This is a genomic window from Streptomyces vastus, assembly GCF_039532825.1.
Classification (GTDB): domain Bacteria; phylum Actinomycetota; class Actinomycetes; order Streptomycetales; family Streptomycetaceae; genus Streptomyces; species Streptomyces vastus.
This window is the reverse complement of record NZ_BAAASJ010000076.1, coordinates 198,177-214,869: the sequence shown is the minus strand read 5'-3', so window position 1 is coordinate 214,869 and position 16,693 is coordinate 198,177. Positions and strand designations below refer to the sequence as shown.

Here is a 16,693-nt window from a genome sequence, read left to right as displayed (position 1 = left end):
GTAAGGAGCAAGACCGTGGCGAACCCGACTTCCCGAACGCGCGGCGCCGGCTCGCCCGCCCGCCGCACCCTGACGGCGGCCAAACGCGCGGCGGCCAAGCGTGCGGAGCGCGTCACCGGCGATCCCGGGGGCCCGAGCAATCCTGGGGTCCCGGGCGATCCTGGGGTCCCGGCCCTGGTGGAAAAGGCCGCCGACAAGGCACCTCCGCGGCCGGAAGGGCAGGAGTCCGGGCCCACGGTGCTCATCGAAGTTCCGGACGGCTGGGACGACCCGCCGGAGCCGTCACCGGAATCCTTCGGGGAGGATCCACCTGAGGGCGAGAACGAGGATGAAGGCGGGACCGGCACCGCTGCGCGCCGGTCCCGCGGGAGGCTGCTCACCGCGATCCTGTCCGTCCTGCTCATCGCGGGCCTGGTCGCGGTCGCCGTGCTCGGATGGCAGTACCGGGAGGGGCGGCGGGCCGAGCAGGCACGGGGGCAGGCGCTCACGGCCGCGCGGAAGGCCGCGCCCGTCGTGCTGTCGTACGACTACCGGCGCCTGGACCGTGACTTCGCCGCGGCGCGCGCCCGTCTCACCGGAGACTTCCGCGACAAGTACCGCAAGACCACGAAGACGGTGGTCGGGCCGACGGCAAGGAAGTACGAGGGCGTGGTGAAGGCCACCGTCGCGGAACCCGCGGCCGGCGGCACTCCCGCGGCCTCGGTCGTATCGGCCTCGCCGGACAAGGCGGTCGTGCTGCTCTTCGTCAACCAGGTGACGAGGAGCACCCAGGTCTCGGGACCGCGCGTGGATCTGAACCGGGTGCTGATGACGCTCGACCGCACCTCCGAAGGCTGGAAGGTGAGCGCCGTCGACGCGCTCTGAGCCACCCTCCCTGGCCATGCCCTCCGCGCATCCCGCGCGGGGGGCGTTTTTCTGGGACCGCTCTTGACAGGGCTTCCCGACCAAGGGCAGCCTTTCCATTGAGCAGAAATTACTTTCCGTATTACGGAATAAGAGGGAAGGGGGCGCCGACCGATGCCAGGTTCTGAATGGGGCTCAGCCGCAGCGCATCGCTTCAACGTCAACCTGTCGATTCTCTTCATGGAACTCCCGCTCCTGGAGCGGCCCGCGGCAGCCGCCGCTGCGGGCTTCACCGCGGTCGAGCTGTGGTGGCCCTGGGTCGACTCCCCCACCCCTGAGCGGTCCGAACTCGACTCCCTGAAGAAGGCGATCGAGGACGCGGGCGTCCAGTTGACGGGACTGAACTTCTACGCCGGTCAACTGCCGGGCCCCGACCGGGGCGCGCTGTCGATTCCGGGCGAGGAGTCGCAGAAGTTCCGCGCGAACGTCGCTGTGGCGGCCGACTTCGCCCGGTCCCTCGGCTGCAAGGCGCTCAACGCCCTGTACGGCAACCGCGTCGAGGGCGTGGACCCGGCCGAGCAGGACGCGCTCGCCCTGGAGAACCTGGCGCTCGCGGCCCGCGCCGCCGACCGCATCGGCGCGATCCTGCTGATCGAGGCGTTGAACCGGCCCGAGTCGCCGCTGTATCCGCTGGTGTCGGCCCCGGCCGCGGTCGGGATCGTCGACAAGGTGAACGAGGCGACGGGGCTGGGCAACGCTCGCTTCCTCATGGACCTCTACCACCTGTCCATGAACGGCGAGGACCTGCCGTCGCTGATCGAGCGGTACGCCGCGAAGACCGGCCACGTCCAGATCGCCGACAACCCCGGCCGCGGGGCCCCCGGCACGGGGACGCTGCCGCTGGAGGAACTGCTGGACCAGCTGGGCAAGGCGGGTTACGAGGGCTGGGTCGGCCTGGAGTACAAGCCGGGCGACCGGCCGAGCGCCGAGGCCTTCGGCTGGCTGCCGCGCGAGGCCCGCGCCGCCCGCTGAACGGCAACCCCACAGACGTAGCACAGCAGTTGGAGAGGCACCCTTATGACCAGCAAACTTCCCAAGGTCGCCTGGATAGGCCTGGGCATCATGGGCTCCCCCATGTCCGAGAACCTGATCAAGGCGGGTTACGAGGTCACCGGCTACACCCTGGAGCAGGAGAAGCTCGACCGCCTGGCCGCCGCCGGTGGCACCGCGGCCGGTTCCATCGCGGAAGCCGTGCGGGACGCGGACGTCGTGATCACGATGGTGCCCGCGTCGCCGCAGGTCGAGGCCATCGCGTACGGTTCTGACGGCATCCTGGACAACGTGCGGTCCGGCGCCCTGCTGATCGACATGTCGTCCATCACCCCGCAGACCTCCGTCGAACTGGCGAAGGCCGCGGCGGCAAAGGGTATCCGTGTGCTCGACGCCCCGGTCTCCGGTGGCGAGGCGGGCGCCGTGGAGGCCGTGCTGTCCATCATGGTCGGCGGTGAGCAGGCCGACTTCGACGAGGCGAAGCCACTCTTCGAGGCGCTCGGCAGGACCGTCGTGCTGTGCGGCCCGCATGGCTCAGGCCAGACCGTGAAGGCCGCGAACCAGCTGATCGTCGCCGTGAACATTCAGGCCTGCGCCGAAGCCGTCGTGTTCTTGGAGAAGTCGGGCGTAGACCTGAAGGCGGCCCTCGACGTCCTGAACGGCGGCCTCGCGGGCTCCACCGTGCTGACGCGCAAGAAGGACAACTTCCTGAACCGAGACTTCAAGCCCGGCTTCCGTATCGACCTGCACCACAAGGACATGGGCATCGTCACGGACGCCGCCCGCAACGTCGGCGCGGCCCTGCCCGTAGGCGCCGTGGTCGCCCAACTCGTCGCCTCACTGCGTACGCAGGGCGACGGCGGCCTGGACCACTCCGCGCTGCTGCGCGCGGTCGAGCGCCTCTCCGGCGCGCGGGTATGACACTCCGATGACTCCGGGTGGCCCCGCCGCTTGACATCTGTCCTGTCGCGCCCGGGCGCCGGCGCCACCCGGCCCCACAGTGAGCGCCGGGCACGGACGGTTCCGTGCCCGGCGCTCGCTGTGTCCCGCCCGTACGCCAGCGTGCGTACGCGGCCTACGGAAGCCTCAAGAGAACCTCTGAACCCGTGCCCAGAGGCTTCAACTCACCCCGCCTGTGGGCACATCCTCAGCACATGAGGCCCGCCGGCACGGGGGCGGCGGGCCTCATACAGGTCATGCAGGTCATGCAGATCATGCACGTCATGCAGGGACTCAGGTCTTCAGCGTCCTGATCGACGTAGGCGCATGCCACGCTTCCTCAGCGACCTCCTCGAACTCCACCACCGCGCTGATGTCGTTCGTCGTGGACATCGCGATGTTGGTGACGCGTTCCAGGATCGCCTCGACCACGACCGGCACCCGGTGTTCGGCGGCGAGCTTCAGCGCATGCTCGAAGGCCGCGCCCAGCTCGCTCGGGTCCGTGACACGGAGCGCCTTGCAGCCCAGGCCCTCGGCGACCTTGATGTGGTCGACGCCGTAGAAACCCAGCTCCGGGGAGTTGAGGTTCTCGAACTCGAGGTTGACCTGGAAGTCGATGTCGAACGCGCGCTGCGCCTGGCGGATCAGGCCGAGGTAGGCGTTGTTCACCAGGACGTGCACATACGGGATCCGGTGCTGCGCGCCGACGGCCAGCTCCTCGATCATGAACTGGAAGTCGTAGTCGCCGGACAGGGCGACCACGGAGGCCTCGGGGTCGGCCTTCGCCACGCCCAGGGCGGCCGGGACGGTCCAGCCCAGCGGGCCCGCCTGTCCGCAGTTGATCCAGTGGCGCGGCCGGTAGACGTGCAGCATCTGGGCGCCGGCGATCTGCGAAAGGCCGATCGTGGACACGTACCGGGTCTCGGGCCCGAAGACCTTGTTCATCTCCTCGTACACGCGCTGCGGCTTGATCGGGATGTCGTCGAAGTGCGTACGCCGCTGGAGCCGGGCCTTCTTCTCCTGCGCCGCGCGGGCCCACGCGGACCGGTCCGGCAGGGCGCCCTCCGCCTTCGACTCCCGTGCCGCCTCAACAAAGAGTTCAAGCGCCGCCTTCGCATCGGAGGCGATCCCGAAGTCGGGCGCGAAGATCCTCCCGAGCTGCGTCGGCTCGATGTCGACGTGCACGAACGTCCGGCCGGCCGTGTAGACGTCCAGCTTGCCGGTGTGCCGGTTGGCCCAGCGATTGCCGATACCGAGGACGAAGTCGGATTCCAGGAAGGTCGCGTTGCCGTAGCGGTGCGAGGTCTGGAGGCCGACCATGCCGGCGTTCAGCTCATGGTCGTCGGGGAGAACACCCCAGCCCATGAGCGTGGGCACCACCGGGGTACCCGTCAACTCGGCGAATCGCTGGAGGAGTTCACAGGCGTCGGCGTTGATGACGCCGCCACCGGCGACGATCAGCGGGCGCTCGGACGCGTTCAGCATCCGCAGCGCCTTCTCGATCTGCGGGCGGCTCGCGGACGGCTTGTAGACCGGCAGCGGCTCGTACGTCTCGGGGTCGAACTCGATCTCGGTGAGCTGGACGTCGACGGGCAGGTCGACGAGTACGGGCCCGGGGCGACCGGAGCGCATCAGGTGGAAGGCCTGCTGGAAGACGCCGGGGACCTGCGCCGCCTCCAGCACGGTGACCGCCATCTTGGTGACCGGCGCCGCGATCGAGGCGATGTCGACGGCCTGGAAGTCCTCCTTGTGGATCACGGCAGTCGGCGCCTGACCGGTGACGCACAGGATCGGGATGGAGTCACCGGTCGCGGAGTACAGGCCGGTGATCATGTCGGTGCCTGCGGGGCCGGAGGTGCCGATGCAGACGCCGATGTTGCCGGCACGGGTACGGGTGTATCCCTCGGCCATGTGCGAGGCGCCCTCGACATGGCGCGCGAGGGTGTGGTCGATCCCTCCGGCGGCCTTGAGGGCGGCGTAGAAGGGGTTGATCGCCGCGCCCGGCACACCGAACGCGTCGGTGACGCCTTCCCGTTTGAGGATCTCAACTGCCGCGCGGGCAGCGGTCATTCGAGCCATTGCGTACTCCTGCTTCGGCCGTCGGTTTCCGGCTCCCGTCGCGCCCCGCGGAGAGCTTCACTTTCCCGTCAGAATCCCAGGATTTCCGTAATACGGAAAATAACTTCTACTATCTGGAAGCAGAGTAGGCGCGACCCCAAGGGCCGTCAAGGCACGGCGGTCACCGCGTGCCCGTTGCCCCAACTCCCTGCCGTGGATCGCCCGCTTGGAGGACGATGGGGGCCTGTCCCGGTGGGGGCGTTTGTGGATGTGACGTTTTCTGGAGTGGGTCATGGCCGAGAGCGTGCCGGTACGGTGTCCGGCCTGTCGGCGCGAGCATGTCTATGCGGCGCCGTCGTACCCCTGTGTGTGCGGTGCGCCTGTCACGCCCGAGCTCGACCGGAACGCGGTCCCGGAGTCGCTCACGCATCACACCTGGGACGACGACTGGATCACGGTCCGGTGCACAGCCTGTGGCCGGCAGGACCAGTGGCCGCGGCCCGAACTGGGGTGCCCCTGCGGGACGGTGCTGCGGGTGCCGTTGGCTCAGGAGCGGTCGGGGCCGGCGGATGCGTTGACGGGGGAGGCAGACACGGAGGGGGAGGGCGACCCGGGGGTGGGTACGGGTACGGCTACGGGCGGCGAGCCGGAAGCCACGGCCTCCGATAGCGGCTCCGATGCGGACGCCGACCAAGGCAGCGCCCTCCCGGCGCCCTCTCGCCCCGACTCCCGTCGTCCCCGCATCCCACTCCCCCGTGCGGCTCCTACGCCCCGGCCCCCCTTCAACCCGGTGACGATACGTACGGCCCGGGATGCCGTGACCGCCGCCGCCCTGTACCTCCGCTGGCTCGGCTACCAGGACATCCGGCGGGCGGACCAGCGTCCACCCTCCGGGATCGGGCTGGCCGCGCGCGGCGTTCTCGCGCAGGTCGACCCGACGCTGCGGCCGGCCTCGCTGCGTGACGTGGAGTGTCTGTGGCTGACGGCGATGACGGAGTCGACGGGCTGCGTCTACTTCTCCCTGGCCGGGTACGCGGAGGACGCCCGCTCTGTCGCCGACTCCCTCGGCGTCCCTCTCTTCGTGCTGGACCTCACGGGGACGCCTCAGCCGGTCAACAGCTTGGCGGACGAGCTGGTCGCCGCGGGAGCCTGAACTTGGCCTCGACCCGCTGGGGGCTCCGCCCCCAGACCCCCGTATCGGCCTGAACGGCCTCGTCCTCAATCGCCGCACGGGCTGATCGGTGCGGGACTGGGCTACGAAGATCAACCACCTCATACTTGACCCATGCCCATAAGACTCGCCGCCCCGGCCGACCTCCCCCTGCTCCAAAACATCGAGCGCGCCGCCGGCGAACTCTTCCGCCCCCTCGGTATGCCTGAGATCGCCGATGACGAGCCGCCCGCGCTCGACGAACTGGAGCGCTTCCTGCAGGCGGGACATGCCTGGGTCGCCGAAGACGACGTCACCGGGCGCGTCGTGGCGTATCTGATCGGTGAGCCTGTGGACGGGGCCTTTCACATCGAGCAGGTCACCGTCCACCCGGACGCGGGCCGCCGGGGCCTGGGCCGGGCCCTGATCGCGTACGCCGCCGAGCATGCACGTGACGAGGGTCTGGCCGCGCTCACCCTGACCACCTTCACGGAGGTTCCCTGGAACACCCCGTACTACGAGCGCCTCGGCTTCCGCATCCTGACCGGCCCCGAACTCACCCCGGGCCTACGGAAGATCCGCACCACGGAAGCCGAACACGGCCTCGACCGTTGGCCCCGGGTCTGCATGCGCAGGCACATCGACTGGAAACGACCAGAGACAACTTGAGTCGCAGGTCACATTCGCGGGTGTCACATCTCGTCGCGCCGTCCCGTCGTAGAGGTGAAGCCACCAACAACGACGGAGGAGCTCATCGTGGAAGCTCGCTTGGACATCATGGCCCGCCCGGGCGCAGCCAAGGCCTTCAAGCACATCATCGCGGCGGGCAAGGCGCTCGCGGACTCGACGCTGCCGCTCTCGACGCAGGAGCTGGTGAAGCTTCGCGCCAGCCAGATCAACGGCTGCGGCTTCTGCACCGACATGCACAGCAAGGACGCCATGCACGCCGGGGAAACCTGGACGCGCCTCAACCTGGTCGCGGCCTGGCGGGAGGCCACCGTGTTCACCGAGGCCGAGCGCGCGGCCCTGGAGCTGGCGGAGCAGGGCACCCGCATCGCGGACGCGGCCGGTGGTGTCACGGACGAGGCCTGGGCGAACGCCGCCAAGTACTACGACGAGGACCAGCTCGCCGACCTGGTGTGCGTCATCGCCATCATCAACGCCTTCAACCGCGGGAACGTCATGCTCCAGACACCCGCAGGCGACTACCGGCCCGGCATGTTCGGATAACTCGAATCACGAGGACCACCGCGGCACACGCACGCCCCGGGCACCTCTCGCAGGGGCCCGGGGCGCTGTGGCTGTCTAGTCCGCGAACCGCTCCCTCAGCTCCACCTTCCGCACCTTCCCCGACACCGTCATCGGAAAGGACTCCAGGATCCGCAGTCGGCTCGGCACCTTGTAGTGCGCCAACTGCCCCGCACAGAAGGCCCGTAGCTCCTCCAGGGTCAGCGGGTCGCCGGGATCGCGCGGGATGACGCAGGCGAGCACCTCCTCGCCGTAGCGCTCGTCGGGTACGCCCACCACCTGTACGTCCGCGATCTTCGGGTGCGCGTACAGGAACTCCTCGATCTCGCGCGGGTAGATGTTCTCGCCGCCCCGGATGATCACGTCCTTGATCCTGCCGACGATCTGTACGTATCCGTCGTCGAGCATCACGGCCAGATCCCCGGTGTGCATCCACCGCCCGGAGTCGACGGCTTCGGCTGTCTTCTCGAGGTCGTTCCAGTAACCGAGCATCACGCTGTAACCGCGGGTGCGCAGTTCACCGGCGGAGCCGCGCGGCAGCGTCACCCCGCTCGCCGGGTCGACGACCTTGACCTCGATGTGCGGCAGTACGCGGCCGACCGTGCCGGTGCGGTGTTCCAGGTCGTCGTCGCGGCGGGTCTGGAGGGAGACGGGTGAGGTTTCGGTCATGCCGTAGCAGATGGAGACCTCGGCCATGTGCATCTCGGACACGACCCGTTTCATGACCTCCACGGGGCAGGGCGAGCCCGCCATGATCCCGGTACGCAGGGAGGAGAGGTCGTACGTCGCGAAGTCCGGGAGGTTCAGCTCGGCGATGAACATCGTCGGGACGCCGTACAGCGACGTACAGCGCTCGCGCGCGACGGCCTTCAGCGTCGCCGCGGGATCGAAGGACGGCGCCGGGAGGACGATGCACGCCCCGTGAGACATGGCGGCCAGATTTCCCATCACCATGCCGAAGCAGTGGTAGAAGGGCACGGGCACACACACCCGGTCCTGCTCGGTGTAGCCGACGGTCCGGCCCACCCAGTAGCCGTTGTTGAGGATGTTGTGGTGGGAGAGCGTGGCTCCTTTCGGGAAGCCGGTGGTGCCCGAGGTGTACTGGATGTTGACCGGGTCGTCACAGCTCAACTCGGCTTCGAGTGCGGCCAGTTGCTCGTACGGGACCGATGCCGCGTCCGCCACCAGTGCGTCCCAGCTCTCATCGCTGACGTACACCGTCTCGCGCAACTGCGGGCACTTTCCGCTCACTTGGCCGACCAGCGCCCGGTAGTCGGTGCCCTTGTGCGCGAGTGAGGCGACCAGGAGCGAGATCCCGGCCTGCTTCAGCACGTACTCCAACTCATGGGCGCGGTAAGCGGGGTTGATGTTCACCATGATCGCGCCGATGCGGGCGGTCGCGTACTGAATGAGCACCCACTCAGGACAGTTGACCGCCCAGATGCCGACCCGGTCGCCCTTCGTGACCCCCTTGGCAAGCAGCCCACGCGCCACCTCGCCGACCGCGGCGCCGAACTCCTCGTACGTCCAACGCCGTCCGGAGGGCACATCCACGAGCGCGTCCCGCTCGGGATACTCGGCGATCGCCCGGTCGAGACGGGACCCGATGGTGTCGCCGAGCAGGGGTGTCGTACTGGTTCCATGCGCATAGGACAGCTCGGTCACCGGAAGTCCTCCTCGCGGTACTCGGCGTCCGACCCCGCCGCCGTCGCCTCACGCAGCTCGATCCGGCGGATCTTGCCCGACACGGTCTTGGGGAGGTCGCCGAACTCCAGGCGGCGGATGCGCTTGTACGGGGCGAGTGTGGTGCGCGCGTGCTCGAAGAGGACCTTCGCCGTGTCGGGGCCGGGCTCCCAGCCTTCCGCCAGCACGACGTACGCCTTGGGGACGGCGAGCCGCAGTTCGTCGGGGGCGGGGACGACGGCCGCCTCGGCGACGGCCTCGTGCTCGAGGAGCGCGCTCTCCAGCTCGAAGGGGCTGATCTTGTAGTCGCTTGCCTTGAAGACGTCGTCACTTCGCCCGACATACGTGATGTAGCCGTCCGCGTCCCGCGAACCGATGTCGCCCGTCCGGTAGTAGCCGCCCGCCATCGCCTCCGCCGTACGGTCGGGGTCGCCGTGGTAGCCGGTCATCAGCCCCACGGGCTTCTGGGACAGGTCGAGGGCGATCTCCCCCTCGTCCGCACCCGGCGCCCCCGACACCGGGTCGAGCAGCTCGACTCGGAAGCCGGGGCTGGGCCGTCCCATGGAGCCGGTCTTCAGCGGCTGCCCGGGGCTGTTGGACACCTGCACGGCCGTCTCGGTCTGCCCGAAACCGTCCCGGATCGTCACGCCCCACGCCCGCCGTACCTGCTCGATGACCTCGGGATTCAGCGGCTCCCCGGCGGCGACGGCCTCGCGCGGCGGGGTGCGCAGCTGGGTCAGGTCGGCCTGGATGAGCATGCGCCACACGGTGGGCGGGGCGCAGAAGGTCGTCACGCCCGCGCGGTCCATCTCCGCCATCAGGCGGGCCGCGTCGAAGCGCGTGTAGTTGTGGATGAAGACGGTCGCCTCGGCGTTCCAGGGGGCGAAGAGGTTGGACCAGGCGTGCTTGGCCCAGCCGGGCGAGGAGATGTTCAGATGGACGTCGCCGGGCTTGAGGCCGATCCAGTACATGGTCGTCAAGTGGCCGATGGGATACGACACATGGGTGTGCTCGACGAGTTTGGGGCGCGCGGTCGTGCCCGAGGTGAAGTACAGCATCAGGGGATCGTCGGGGCTGGTGGCGCCGTCGGGTTCGAAGTCGGCGGGGGCGGCGTAGGCGTCCTCGTACGACCGCCAGCCGTCCCGCTCGCCGCCGACCGTGATGCGGGTGTAGCGGCCGGGTACGTCGTCGAACTTGGCGGTGTCCTCGGCCCGCACGATCACATGCCGTACGCGTCCGCGCTCGACGCGGTCGCGCAGATCCGCGGGGCCGAGCAGCGGTGTCGCGGGGATGACGACGGCGCGCAGCTTCATCGCGGCGAGGGCCGTCTCCCACAGCTCGGCCTGGTTGCCGAGCATGACGAGCACGCGGTCCTCGGGGCGTACGCCCTGGTCGCGGAGCCAGTTGGCGGCGCGGGCGGAGCGCTCGGACATCGCGGCGAAGGACAGCTCGACGCGCTCGCCGTCCTCCTCGACGATGTGCAGGGCCGTCCGGTCGTTGCCGTGTGCGATGACGTCGAACCAGTCGAGGGCCCAGTTGAAGTACTCCGGCCGTGGCCAGCTGAAGCCCTCGTATGCCGTGGCGTAGTCCTCGCGGTGCTCCAGCAGAAAGTCCCGCGCGCTGCGGAAGCGCTCCGTCGGCGTCGTCATCCGTCGTCCTCCTCGAACCCGGCCACATTGCCGGGCGGCTCAATGACATCGTGTAGTCGTGACGTGGATCTCACTACCCCCGAACGGGGGGTGCGCTGCGGCGGAAGGGACGGGCAGATGGCGGCGGATGTGACCGGAGCGGTGGAGATGCGCGGCGCCCTGATACGGCTGCGGCGCGCGACGGGGCTGCCGGTCGCCTTCGGCGGCCTGGTCGAGCCGGATCGCGGGCAGATGCGTATCCGCGAGCTGAACGGTACGAGGACGACGGCGCTCAGCGCGCTCGCGGTGACGTCGGGCAACGGGCTCGGCGGCAAGACCGTGGCCCTGGCCCGGCCCTGTGCCGTGACCGACTACTCCTCCTCGCGGCAGATCAGCCACGAGTACGACGCCGCGGTCGCGGCGGAGGGGCTGCGGTCCGTCCTCGCGGTGCCGGTTGTCGTACGCCGCCGGGTGCGCGGTGTGTTGTACGGCGCGCTGCGTACGGCCCAGCCGCTGGGCGACCGGACGCTGAGCGCGGCGGTGGAGGCGGCGCGGGACGTGGAGCAGTCGCTGGTCGTGCGGGACGAGGCGCAGGGTCTGCTGGCAGCGGTGCGCGAGCCGGAGGCGGGCGCGGCGTGGGAGCAGGTCCGTGAGGCGCACGGGGCGTTGCGGGCGCTGGCCCCGCGGGTCGCGGATCCGAAGCTGCGGGCCGAACTCCTCGCGGTCTGCGACACCTTGGCGGCGGCTCCGGTTCCGGGCCCGGCGGCCGGTGGTGTGCGGCTTTCTCCGCGTGAGCTGGACGTCCTGGTCTGTGTGGCCGGCGGTGCGACGAACACGGTCGCTGCGGAGCGGCTGGGGCTGCGGCCCGAGACGGTGAAGGCTTATCTGCGGTCGGTGATGCGGAAGTTGGGGGCGCATACGCGACTGGAGGCGGTGGTGGCGGCTCGGCGGGCGGGGCTGCTGCCCTGAAGTGGGGCACCATTCATAGTCGGGCGTCCTGAAATCCCGTATACCAAAGCCCTGGACTCAACCCCAACCCTGTTATTTCTTTCACGGTGCACCCCTCCGAAATTCAGGGGGTCTTTGCTTAATATTGAAACGGACACGACATGAGAGGGGCGGTGCGCGTGCGACGGGATGGCGAGGAGCCTGTCAGACCCCGTTCCGACCAGGTCGTCGGCCGGGACGAGCTGCTGGGGCGGGCGCGTGACCAGCTCTCCGGAGGCGGCAGCGTCCTCTTGCACGGTCCGCCCGGAATCGGGAAATCGACCATGCTGCGCGCCTTGGACGCGGAATACGCCGAATCGGCCCGGACCGTGTTGCGCTGCTCGGCCACCGAGTCGGAATCCCATCTCCCCTTCCTCGCCCTCGTCGATCTGCTCGGCCTTGTCGCCGACGAGGTGGCGGACGCGTTGCCCCTCCCACAGCGTGCCGCGCTCGAAGCGGCGCTCACCGGCCGCGGCGAATCGTCCCTGCACTGGGACGGCCTGGCGCTGCGCCTCGCGGTGCTTTCGGTGCTGCGCGCGCTGGCGGCCAGGGGCCCCGTTCTCCTCGTAGCCGACGACCTTCAGTGGCTGGACGCGCCCAGCGCCGAGCTGCTCGGTTTCGCGGCCCGTCGCCTCGGCGGGATGCCCGTGCGGATGCTCGGCGCGGTGCGTACGCACACGGAGCCGAAGGAGGAAGAACACGCTCCGTATCTACGCGCGTATCCTCCGGAGTCGCTCGCCCTGCGCCTGGCCCCGCTCACCGGCTCCCAGGTCTCCGAACTCCTCGCCGCCCGCGGTTACACCGGTCTGCGCCGCTCGACCGTCCGGGACATCCACCACACCAGCGGTGGCAACCCGCTCTTCGCGCTCGAACTCGGCCGCGCCCTGGCCGAGAGCCCGACGCCGCCCCGCCCCGGCGAGCCGCTGCCGGTGCCGACCTCGCTGCGCGCCCTGGTCCTCAGCCGCCTCGATCTGCTGTCCGCCGAGGCCCGGCGCACGCTGCTCGTCGCAAGCGCCGGGGCGCGCCCCACCCTCGCACTGCTGCACGCCGCGGGCCGCGGCGAAGCGGAGTCCGAGACGGCGCTGGCGGCCTCCCTCGGGCTGGTGGCGACAGGCGGTCCGGACGGCCAGGAGGGAACCGTACGGTTCGCGAATCCACTCGTCTCGGCCGCGCTCTACGCGCAGGCGACGCCCCAGGAGCGGCGGGCCGCCCATGCCGCGCTGTCCACGGCGGCCTCCGACCCGATCGAGCGGGCCCGGCATCTGGCCCTGGCCACCACCGGTACGGACGAGCAGGTCGCCGCGCGGCTCGCCGAGGCCGCGACCCTCGCCCGGGACCGCGGCGCACCCTCGGTCGCGGCCCAACTCGGCCTGCTCGCCGCCCGGCACACCCCGCCGGACGCCCAACCGGGTGCGGACGAACACCGGTTGAGGTCCGCCGAGGACGCGCTGACCTCCGGTGACATCGACCTCGCACGGGAGGTGGCCCGCGACGTACTGGCCCGGGCGACCGACGCGGCGATCCGGGTACGCGCCTGGATGGTCGTCATCGACGCGGCGGGCCAGGCGATGGCCGAGGTCGATTCCGTCTTCCCGCAGGCCCTCGCCGACGCGGGCGACGACCCACGGCTCCTCGCGCTGGTCCGCTACCAACTCGCCTGGCGGGCCCTGCTCGTCGAGGGCGAGATGACCAAGGGCCGTGAGGAGGCCGCGCACGCCGCGCGGCTCGCCGCCACGGCCGCCGACCGGCGTACCGAGCTGATGGCCCTGTCGTTCCAGGCCCAGATGGAGACCCTGATGGGGCACCCCGACGCCCCGGCGACCCTGGAACGGGCGCTCACCGAGCCGCAGGACCCGCAGGTGGCCTGCGATCACAACGGCGCGGGCGCCACCCGCTTCCGCTGGCAGATCATGAGCGACCAGCTCACCGAGGCCCGTACGACGATCACCGGGCTCCTCGTCGAGGTACGCAAGCGCGGCATGGTCGAAGCCGAAGTGCACTTCCTGCGCGGTCTCGCCGAGACCGAACTGCGCGCCGGACACTGCGGCCGGGCCCTCGACCTCGCCCACGAGAGCCTTGCGCTCGGGCGGGACACGGGGATCGGCGTAGCGGCGGGCAACATGTTCACCTCACTCGCCGAGGCCGCCGGCGGCGACGTGGACCGGGCCCTCGCCCTGGCCGGCGACGCGGTCAGCCGTGCCGAGGATGACGGCGACCTGATCTACCTCTCACGCGCGCTGGGCGCGCTCGGACATGCCCAGCTCGTGGCCGGGAACGCCGCGGGGACGGTGCAGTCTCTGCGCAGGGCACGGGAGTTGGAGCAAGGGCTCGGCATCTTCGATCCCGCGCGCGGCCGTTGGCACGGTGACCTCGCCGAGGCTCTGATCCGGATCGGCGAGCTCGCGGAGGCGCAGGACGTCATCGACGCCACGCGCGAGCACGCTCAGCGGCTCGGGCGGGCGAGCGTTCTGGCCGTACTGGACCGGGCCGAGGCGCTGTTGAAGGCCGCGCACGGCGAACACGAGGCGGCCGTACGGCAGTTGACGTCCGCGCAGGAGAAGCTGGCGAAGCTGGGTTACGGGCTCGAAGAGGCGCGCGTGGCGCTGGAGTTGGGGCGACTGCGGGCGGAGCGGGCGGGGGGACCGGGGCTGTCGGAGCGGTCGGCGCGGGGTGCGTACGACGAGGCGACGCGGTTGTTGCGGCGGTGCCGGGCTGTGCCGTGGCTGCGGCAGGTGGAGGCGGCTGTTGTCGGCGCCACGGGGGCGGTGGGCTCGATGGGTTCCGCAGGCGCTTTGGGTGCGGTGGGTGCGGTGGGTTCCGTTGTCGGCGCCGTGCCGCCGCACGGCGGCCGGTCCGCTCCCGTGGAGCTCGACCGGCTCGCCTCGACGGAGCGTCAGGTCGCCGCGCTCGTACTCGAAGGGGCCACCAACCGGGAGATCGCGGCACGGCTGTTCATCAGCGTGAAGACGGTCGAGGCGACCCTGACGAGGGTCTACCGGAAGCTGGGGATCCGGTCGCGGGTCGACATCGTGCGGCTGGCGGCGGGGCAGCAGCGGACGGGGTGAAACGGGGTCGTGCGGAGGGTGACTGACGGGGCGTACGGGCCTTGCAGCCGCGGGTGCGCGTCGGGTGACCGCGGCGGCGCGCAGCAGCTGACCGCAGCCGACGTTCGGCGCTTGCAGGCGCGGGTCGAGCGAAGGGCATCGATGGGTCCGTACGGGTCTCGTCAGCGCCGGTCGAGCGAGGAGCCCTCAGGGGTCGTACGAGCCTTGCAAGCGCGGTCGAGCCACGGGTGATCGAGGGTTTTCCCTCACCAACTCCCGCAGGGGGTTCCCTAATTGGGGAAAGGAAAGGTCCGCTTCTAGCGTGGGACCCACGCCCGCAGGCCGTCGCAGCCACCCCCCACACCGCTCCGCCCACAGTGCAACCCCCCACCGGCACTCCTGAGGAGACTCATGTTCGGGCTCACCTTTGCCAAGAAGGCCGTCGCCATCACCGCGGCGGTCGCCGCCGCCGCAACGACCGGACTGCTCGGCGCGACCACCGCAAGCGCCGCTCCCAACCCCATCGTCGGCGGCACGACGACCACGGCGTCCGCGTACCCGTACGTCATGCAGATCACCGACTCCTCCCAGAGCCAGTTCTGCGGCGGCACCCTCGTGCGGGGGAACAAGGTCGTCACAGCGGCCCACTGCCTGGTCGGCGAGACCACCAGCAGCATCAGAGTGGTCGGCGGCCGCACCTACCGCAGCGGCACGAACGGCACCGTGGCCAGAGTCAGCAGAATATGGATCCACCCCGACTACCGCTCCGTCACGCGGGGCGACGACGTCGCCGTGCTCACCCTGTCGACATCGATGCCGTACACCCCGATCGGCTACGTCTCCTCCTCCGACACCGGCGTCTACGCGGCCGGCGCCACCGCCCGCATCCTCGGCTGGGGCACCACCCGCTCGGGCGGCTCCTCCTCCAACCAGCTGCGCACCGCGACGGTCCCGACCGTCTCGAACTCCTCGTGCTCCTCCGCGTACGGCTCGCGCTTCGTCGACAGCGACATGGTGTGCGCGGGCTACACGCAGGGCGGCGTCGACACCTGCCAGGGCGACAGCGGCGGCCCGTTCGTGATCGGCGGCAGGCTCGCCGGCATCACCTCATGGGGCGACGGCTGCGCCGACGCGGGCGTCCCCGGCGTCTACACCCGACTGACGACCTTCTCCTCGCTGGTCACGTCACAGATCAACTCCTGAGCACCAACCCGCTCAGGTAACGCCAGGGGGCGTTGCGAGCCCGCCACGAGCGGTTCGCAACGCCCCCTATCCACATGCCTGGACACGTTGTCGGTGGCGCCTGTTTCAATGGGGCTCGATGGGGGGGATGGGCATGGTGTCCACGGACCGCTTCCTGGCCTTCGCGGCCATGTCACTGCTCGTGATCGTGATCCCGGGCCCCAGCGTGCTGTTCGTGATCGGCCGCGCGCTGGCCCACGGCAGGCGGACGGCGGTGGCGACGGCGCTCGGGAACGTCTTCGGCTCGTACCTCCTCGTCGTGGCGGTGGCCGTCGGCGTCGGCTCGCTGGTCGAGCGATCGGTCGTCGCCTTCATGGCGCTGAAACTGGCGGGCGCCGCGTATCTGGTGTTTCTCGGCGTCCAGGCGTTCCGCCACCGCAAGGACTTGAAGGTCTCGGCGATCGGTGCCGAGCCGTCAGGGGCGGTGGTTGCTGCGCGTGGCGATCTGCGGACAGTGCTGGACGGGGTCCTCGTAGGCGTTACGAACCCCAAGGGCATCGTCTTCTTCGCCGCCGTACTCCCCCAGTTCGTGGACCATTCGGCCGGTCAACTACCGTTGCAGATGCTCCTGTTGGGCCTTGTCCCGATATCCATAGGCCTGATCACCGACACCCTGTGGGGCCTCACCGCGGCTGCGGCCCGTACATGGTTCGCGCGCTCGGACCGTCGCCTGTCGGTGATCGGCGGCGCGGGCGGCTTCGCGATGATCGGGCTGGGCGTGACGGTGGCGGCGACAGGACGCGCGGACTGAGGCTCTGTCTGTACCGGTCCTGTCTGTACCGGTCCTGGCTGTACCGGTCCTGGCTGTACCGGTTCCGCGT

The 16,693-nt window shown here is 70.2% G+C and carries 13 protein-coding genes; 10 read left to right on the top strand and 3 right to left on the bottom strand.

Annotated elements, in window-relative coordinates; all coding sequences use genetic code 11:
• The first annotated feature begins 15 nt into the window (after positions 1-15).
• The 3 genes from ABD357_RS28320 to ABD357_RS28310 all read left to right on the top strand — a co-directional run bounded on the left by ABD357_RS28320 (position 16) and on the right by ABD357_RS28310 (position 2,814).
• Positions 16-864, top strand: coding sequence for a hypothetical protein (locus ABD357_RS28320; RefSeq protein WP_344393842.1), 849 nt, complete (start codon positions 16-18; stop codon positions 862-864).
• Between the two features lie 153 nt (positions 865-1,017).
• Positions 1,018-1,875 carry a TIM barrel protein gene (locus ABD357_RS28315; RefSeq protein WP_344393841.1) on the top strand — a complete coding sequence of 286 codons (858 nt, stop codon included), beginning with the start codon at positions 1,018-1,020 and terminating at the stop codon, positions 1,873-1,875.
• 45 nt (positions 1,876-1,920) lie between these two features.
• Positions 1,921-2,814: a 2-hydroxy-3-oxopropionate reductase gene (locus tag ABD357_RS28310; RefSeq protein ID WP_344393840.1), complete on the top strand. Its 894-nt coding sequence runs from the start codon at positions 1,921-1,923 to the stop codon at positions 2,812-2,814.
• A 312-nt stretch (positions 2,815-3,126) separates the two neighbouring features.
• Here the strand turns inward: ABD357_RS28310 and gcl are convergent, their stop codons facing one another.
• Positions 3,127-4,911, bottom strand: coding sequence for a glyoxylate carboligase (gene gcl / locus ABD357_RS28305; RefSeq protein ID WP_344393839.1), 1,785 nt, complete (start codon positions 4,909-4,911; stop codon positions 3,127-3,129).
• Positions 4,912-5,182: 271 nt separating this feature from the next.
• Here gcl and ABD357_RS28300 point away from each other — a divergent pair, with 271 nt between their 5' ends.
• The 3 genes from ABD357_RS28300 (at position 5,183) to ABD357_RS28290 (ending at position 7,270) form a co-directional block, all read left to right on the top strand.
• Positions 5,183-6,043 carry a hypothetical protein gene (locus ABD357_RS28300; protein ID WP_344393838.1) on the top strand — a complete coding sequence of 287 codons (861 nt, stop codon included), beginning with the start codon at positions 5,183-5,185 and terminating at the stop codon, positions 6,041-6,043.
• A 132-nt stretch (positions 6,044-6,175) separates the two neighbouring features.
• Positions 6,176-6,709, top strand: a complete 534-nt coding sequence (locus ABD357_RS28295; RefSeq protein ID WP_344393837.1) for a GNAT family N-acetyltransferase — start codon at positions 6,176-6,178, stop codon at positions 6,707-6,709.
• A gap of 87 nt (positions 6,710-6,796) precedes the next feature.
• Positions 6,797-7,270 carry a carboxymuconolactone decarboxylase family protein gene (locus ABD357_RS28290; RefSeq protein WP_344393836.1) on the top strand — a complete coding sequence of 158 codons (474 nt, stop codon included), beginning with the start codon at positions 6,797-6,799 and terminating at the stop codon, positions 7,268-7,270.
• A 75-nt stretch (positions 7,271-7,345) separates the two neighbouring features.
• On the opposite strand, the gene ABD357_RS28285 is transcribed toward ABD357_RS28290, so the two are convergent.
• Together ABD357_RS28285 and ABD357_RS28280 are read right to left on the bottom strand one after the other, a co-directional pair.
• Entirely contained in the window at positions 7,346-8,953 is a 1,608-nt protein-coding gene (locus ABD357_RS28285; RefSeq protein WP_344393835.1) for an AMP-binding protein, read from the bottom strand.
• Positions 8,950-10,620 (bottom strand): AMP-binding protein, encoded by a 1,671-nt coding sequence (locus ABD357_RS28280; protein ID WP_344393834.1) that lies wholly within the window; start codon positions 10,618-10,620, stop codon positions 8,950-8,952. The genes ABD357_RS28285 and ABD357_RS28280 overlap by 4 nt, the downstream gene beginning before the upstream one ends.
• A gap of 117 nt (positions 10,621-10,737) precedes the next feature.
• On the opposite strand from ABD357_RS28280, the gene ABD357_RS28275 reads away from it, so the two are divergent.
• The 4 genes from ABD357_RS28275 to ABD357_RS28260 all read left to right on the top strand — a co-directional run bounded on the left by ABD357_RS28275 (position 10,738) and on the right by ABD357_RS28260 (position 16,623).
• Positions 10,738-11,568: a helix-turn-helix transcriptional regulator gene (locus ABD357_RS28275; protein ID WP_344393833.1), complete on the top strand. Its 831-nt coding sequence runs from the start codon at positions 10,738-10,740 to the stop codon at positions 11,566-11,568.
• A gap of 158 nt (positions 11,569-11,726) precedes the next feature.
• On the top strand, positions 11,727-14,651 hold the full coding sequence (locus ABD357_RS28270) for a helix-turn-helix transcriptional regulator (RefSeq protein WP_344393832.1): 2,925 nt from the start codon (positions 11,727-11,729) through the stop codon (positions 14,649-14,651).
• 390 nt (positions 14,652-15,041) lie between these two features.
• Positions 15,042-15,833: a S1 family peptidase gene (locus ABD357_RS28265; RefSeq protein ID WP_344393831.1), complete on the top strand. Its 792-nt coding sequence runs from the start codon at positions 15,042-15,044 to the stop codon at positions 15,831-15,833.
• A gap of 133 nt (positions 15,834-15,966) precedes the next feature.
• A complete protein-coding gene (locus tag ABD357_RS28260) occupies positions 15,967-16,623 on the top strand; it encodes a LysE family translocator (RefSeq protein WP_344393830.1) in 657 nt (218 codons plus the stop codon).
• Positions 16,624-16,693: the final 70 nt, after the last annotated feature.

Excerpts from the sequence above, each read along its gene's own strand:
- ABD357_RS28300 (WP_344393838.1), top strand. The coding sequence starts at position 5,183 with ATGGCCGAGAGCGTGCCGGTACGGTGTCCGGCCTGTCGGCGCGAGCAT.
- ABD357_RS28280 (WP_344393834.1), bottom strand. The coding sequence starts at position 10,620 with ATGACGACGCCGACGGAGCGCTTCCGCAGCGCGCGGGACTTTCTGCTG.
- ABD357_RS28275 (WP_344393833.1), top strand. The coding sequence starts at position 10,738 with ATGGCGGCGGATGTGACCGGAGCGGTGGAGATGCGCGGCGCCCTGATA.
- gcl (WP_344393839.1), bottom strand. The coding sequence starts at position 4,911 with ATGGCTCGAATGACCGCTGCCCGCGCGGCAGTTGAGATCCTCAAACGG.
- ABD357_RS28315 (WP_344393841.1), top strand. The coding sequence starts at position 1,018 with ATGCCAGGTTCTGAATGGGGCTCAGCCGCAGCGCATCGCTTCAACGTC.
- ABD357_RS28260 (WP_344393830.1), top strand. The coding sequence starts at position 15,967 with ATGGTGTCCACGGACCGCTTCCTGGCCTTCGCGGCCATGTCACTGCTC.
- ABD357_RS28295 (WP_344393837.1), top strand. The coding sequence starts at position 6,176 with ATGCCCATAAGACTCGCCGCCCCGGCCGACCTCCCCCTGCTCCAAAAC.
- ABD357_RS28265 (WP_344393831.1), top strand. The coding sequence starts at position 15,042 with ATGTTCGGGCTCACCTTTGCCAAGAAGGCCGTCGCCATCACCGCGGCG.
- ABD357_RS28310 (WP_344393840.1), top strand. The coding sequence starts at position 1,921 with ATGACCAGCAAACTTCCCAAGGTCGCCTGGATAGGCCTGGGCATCATG.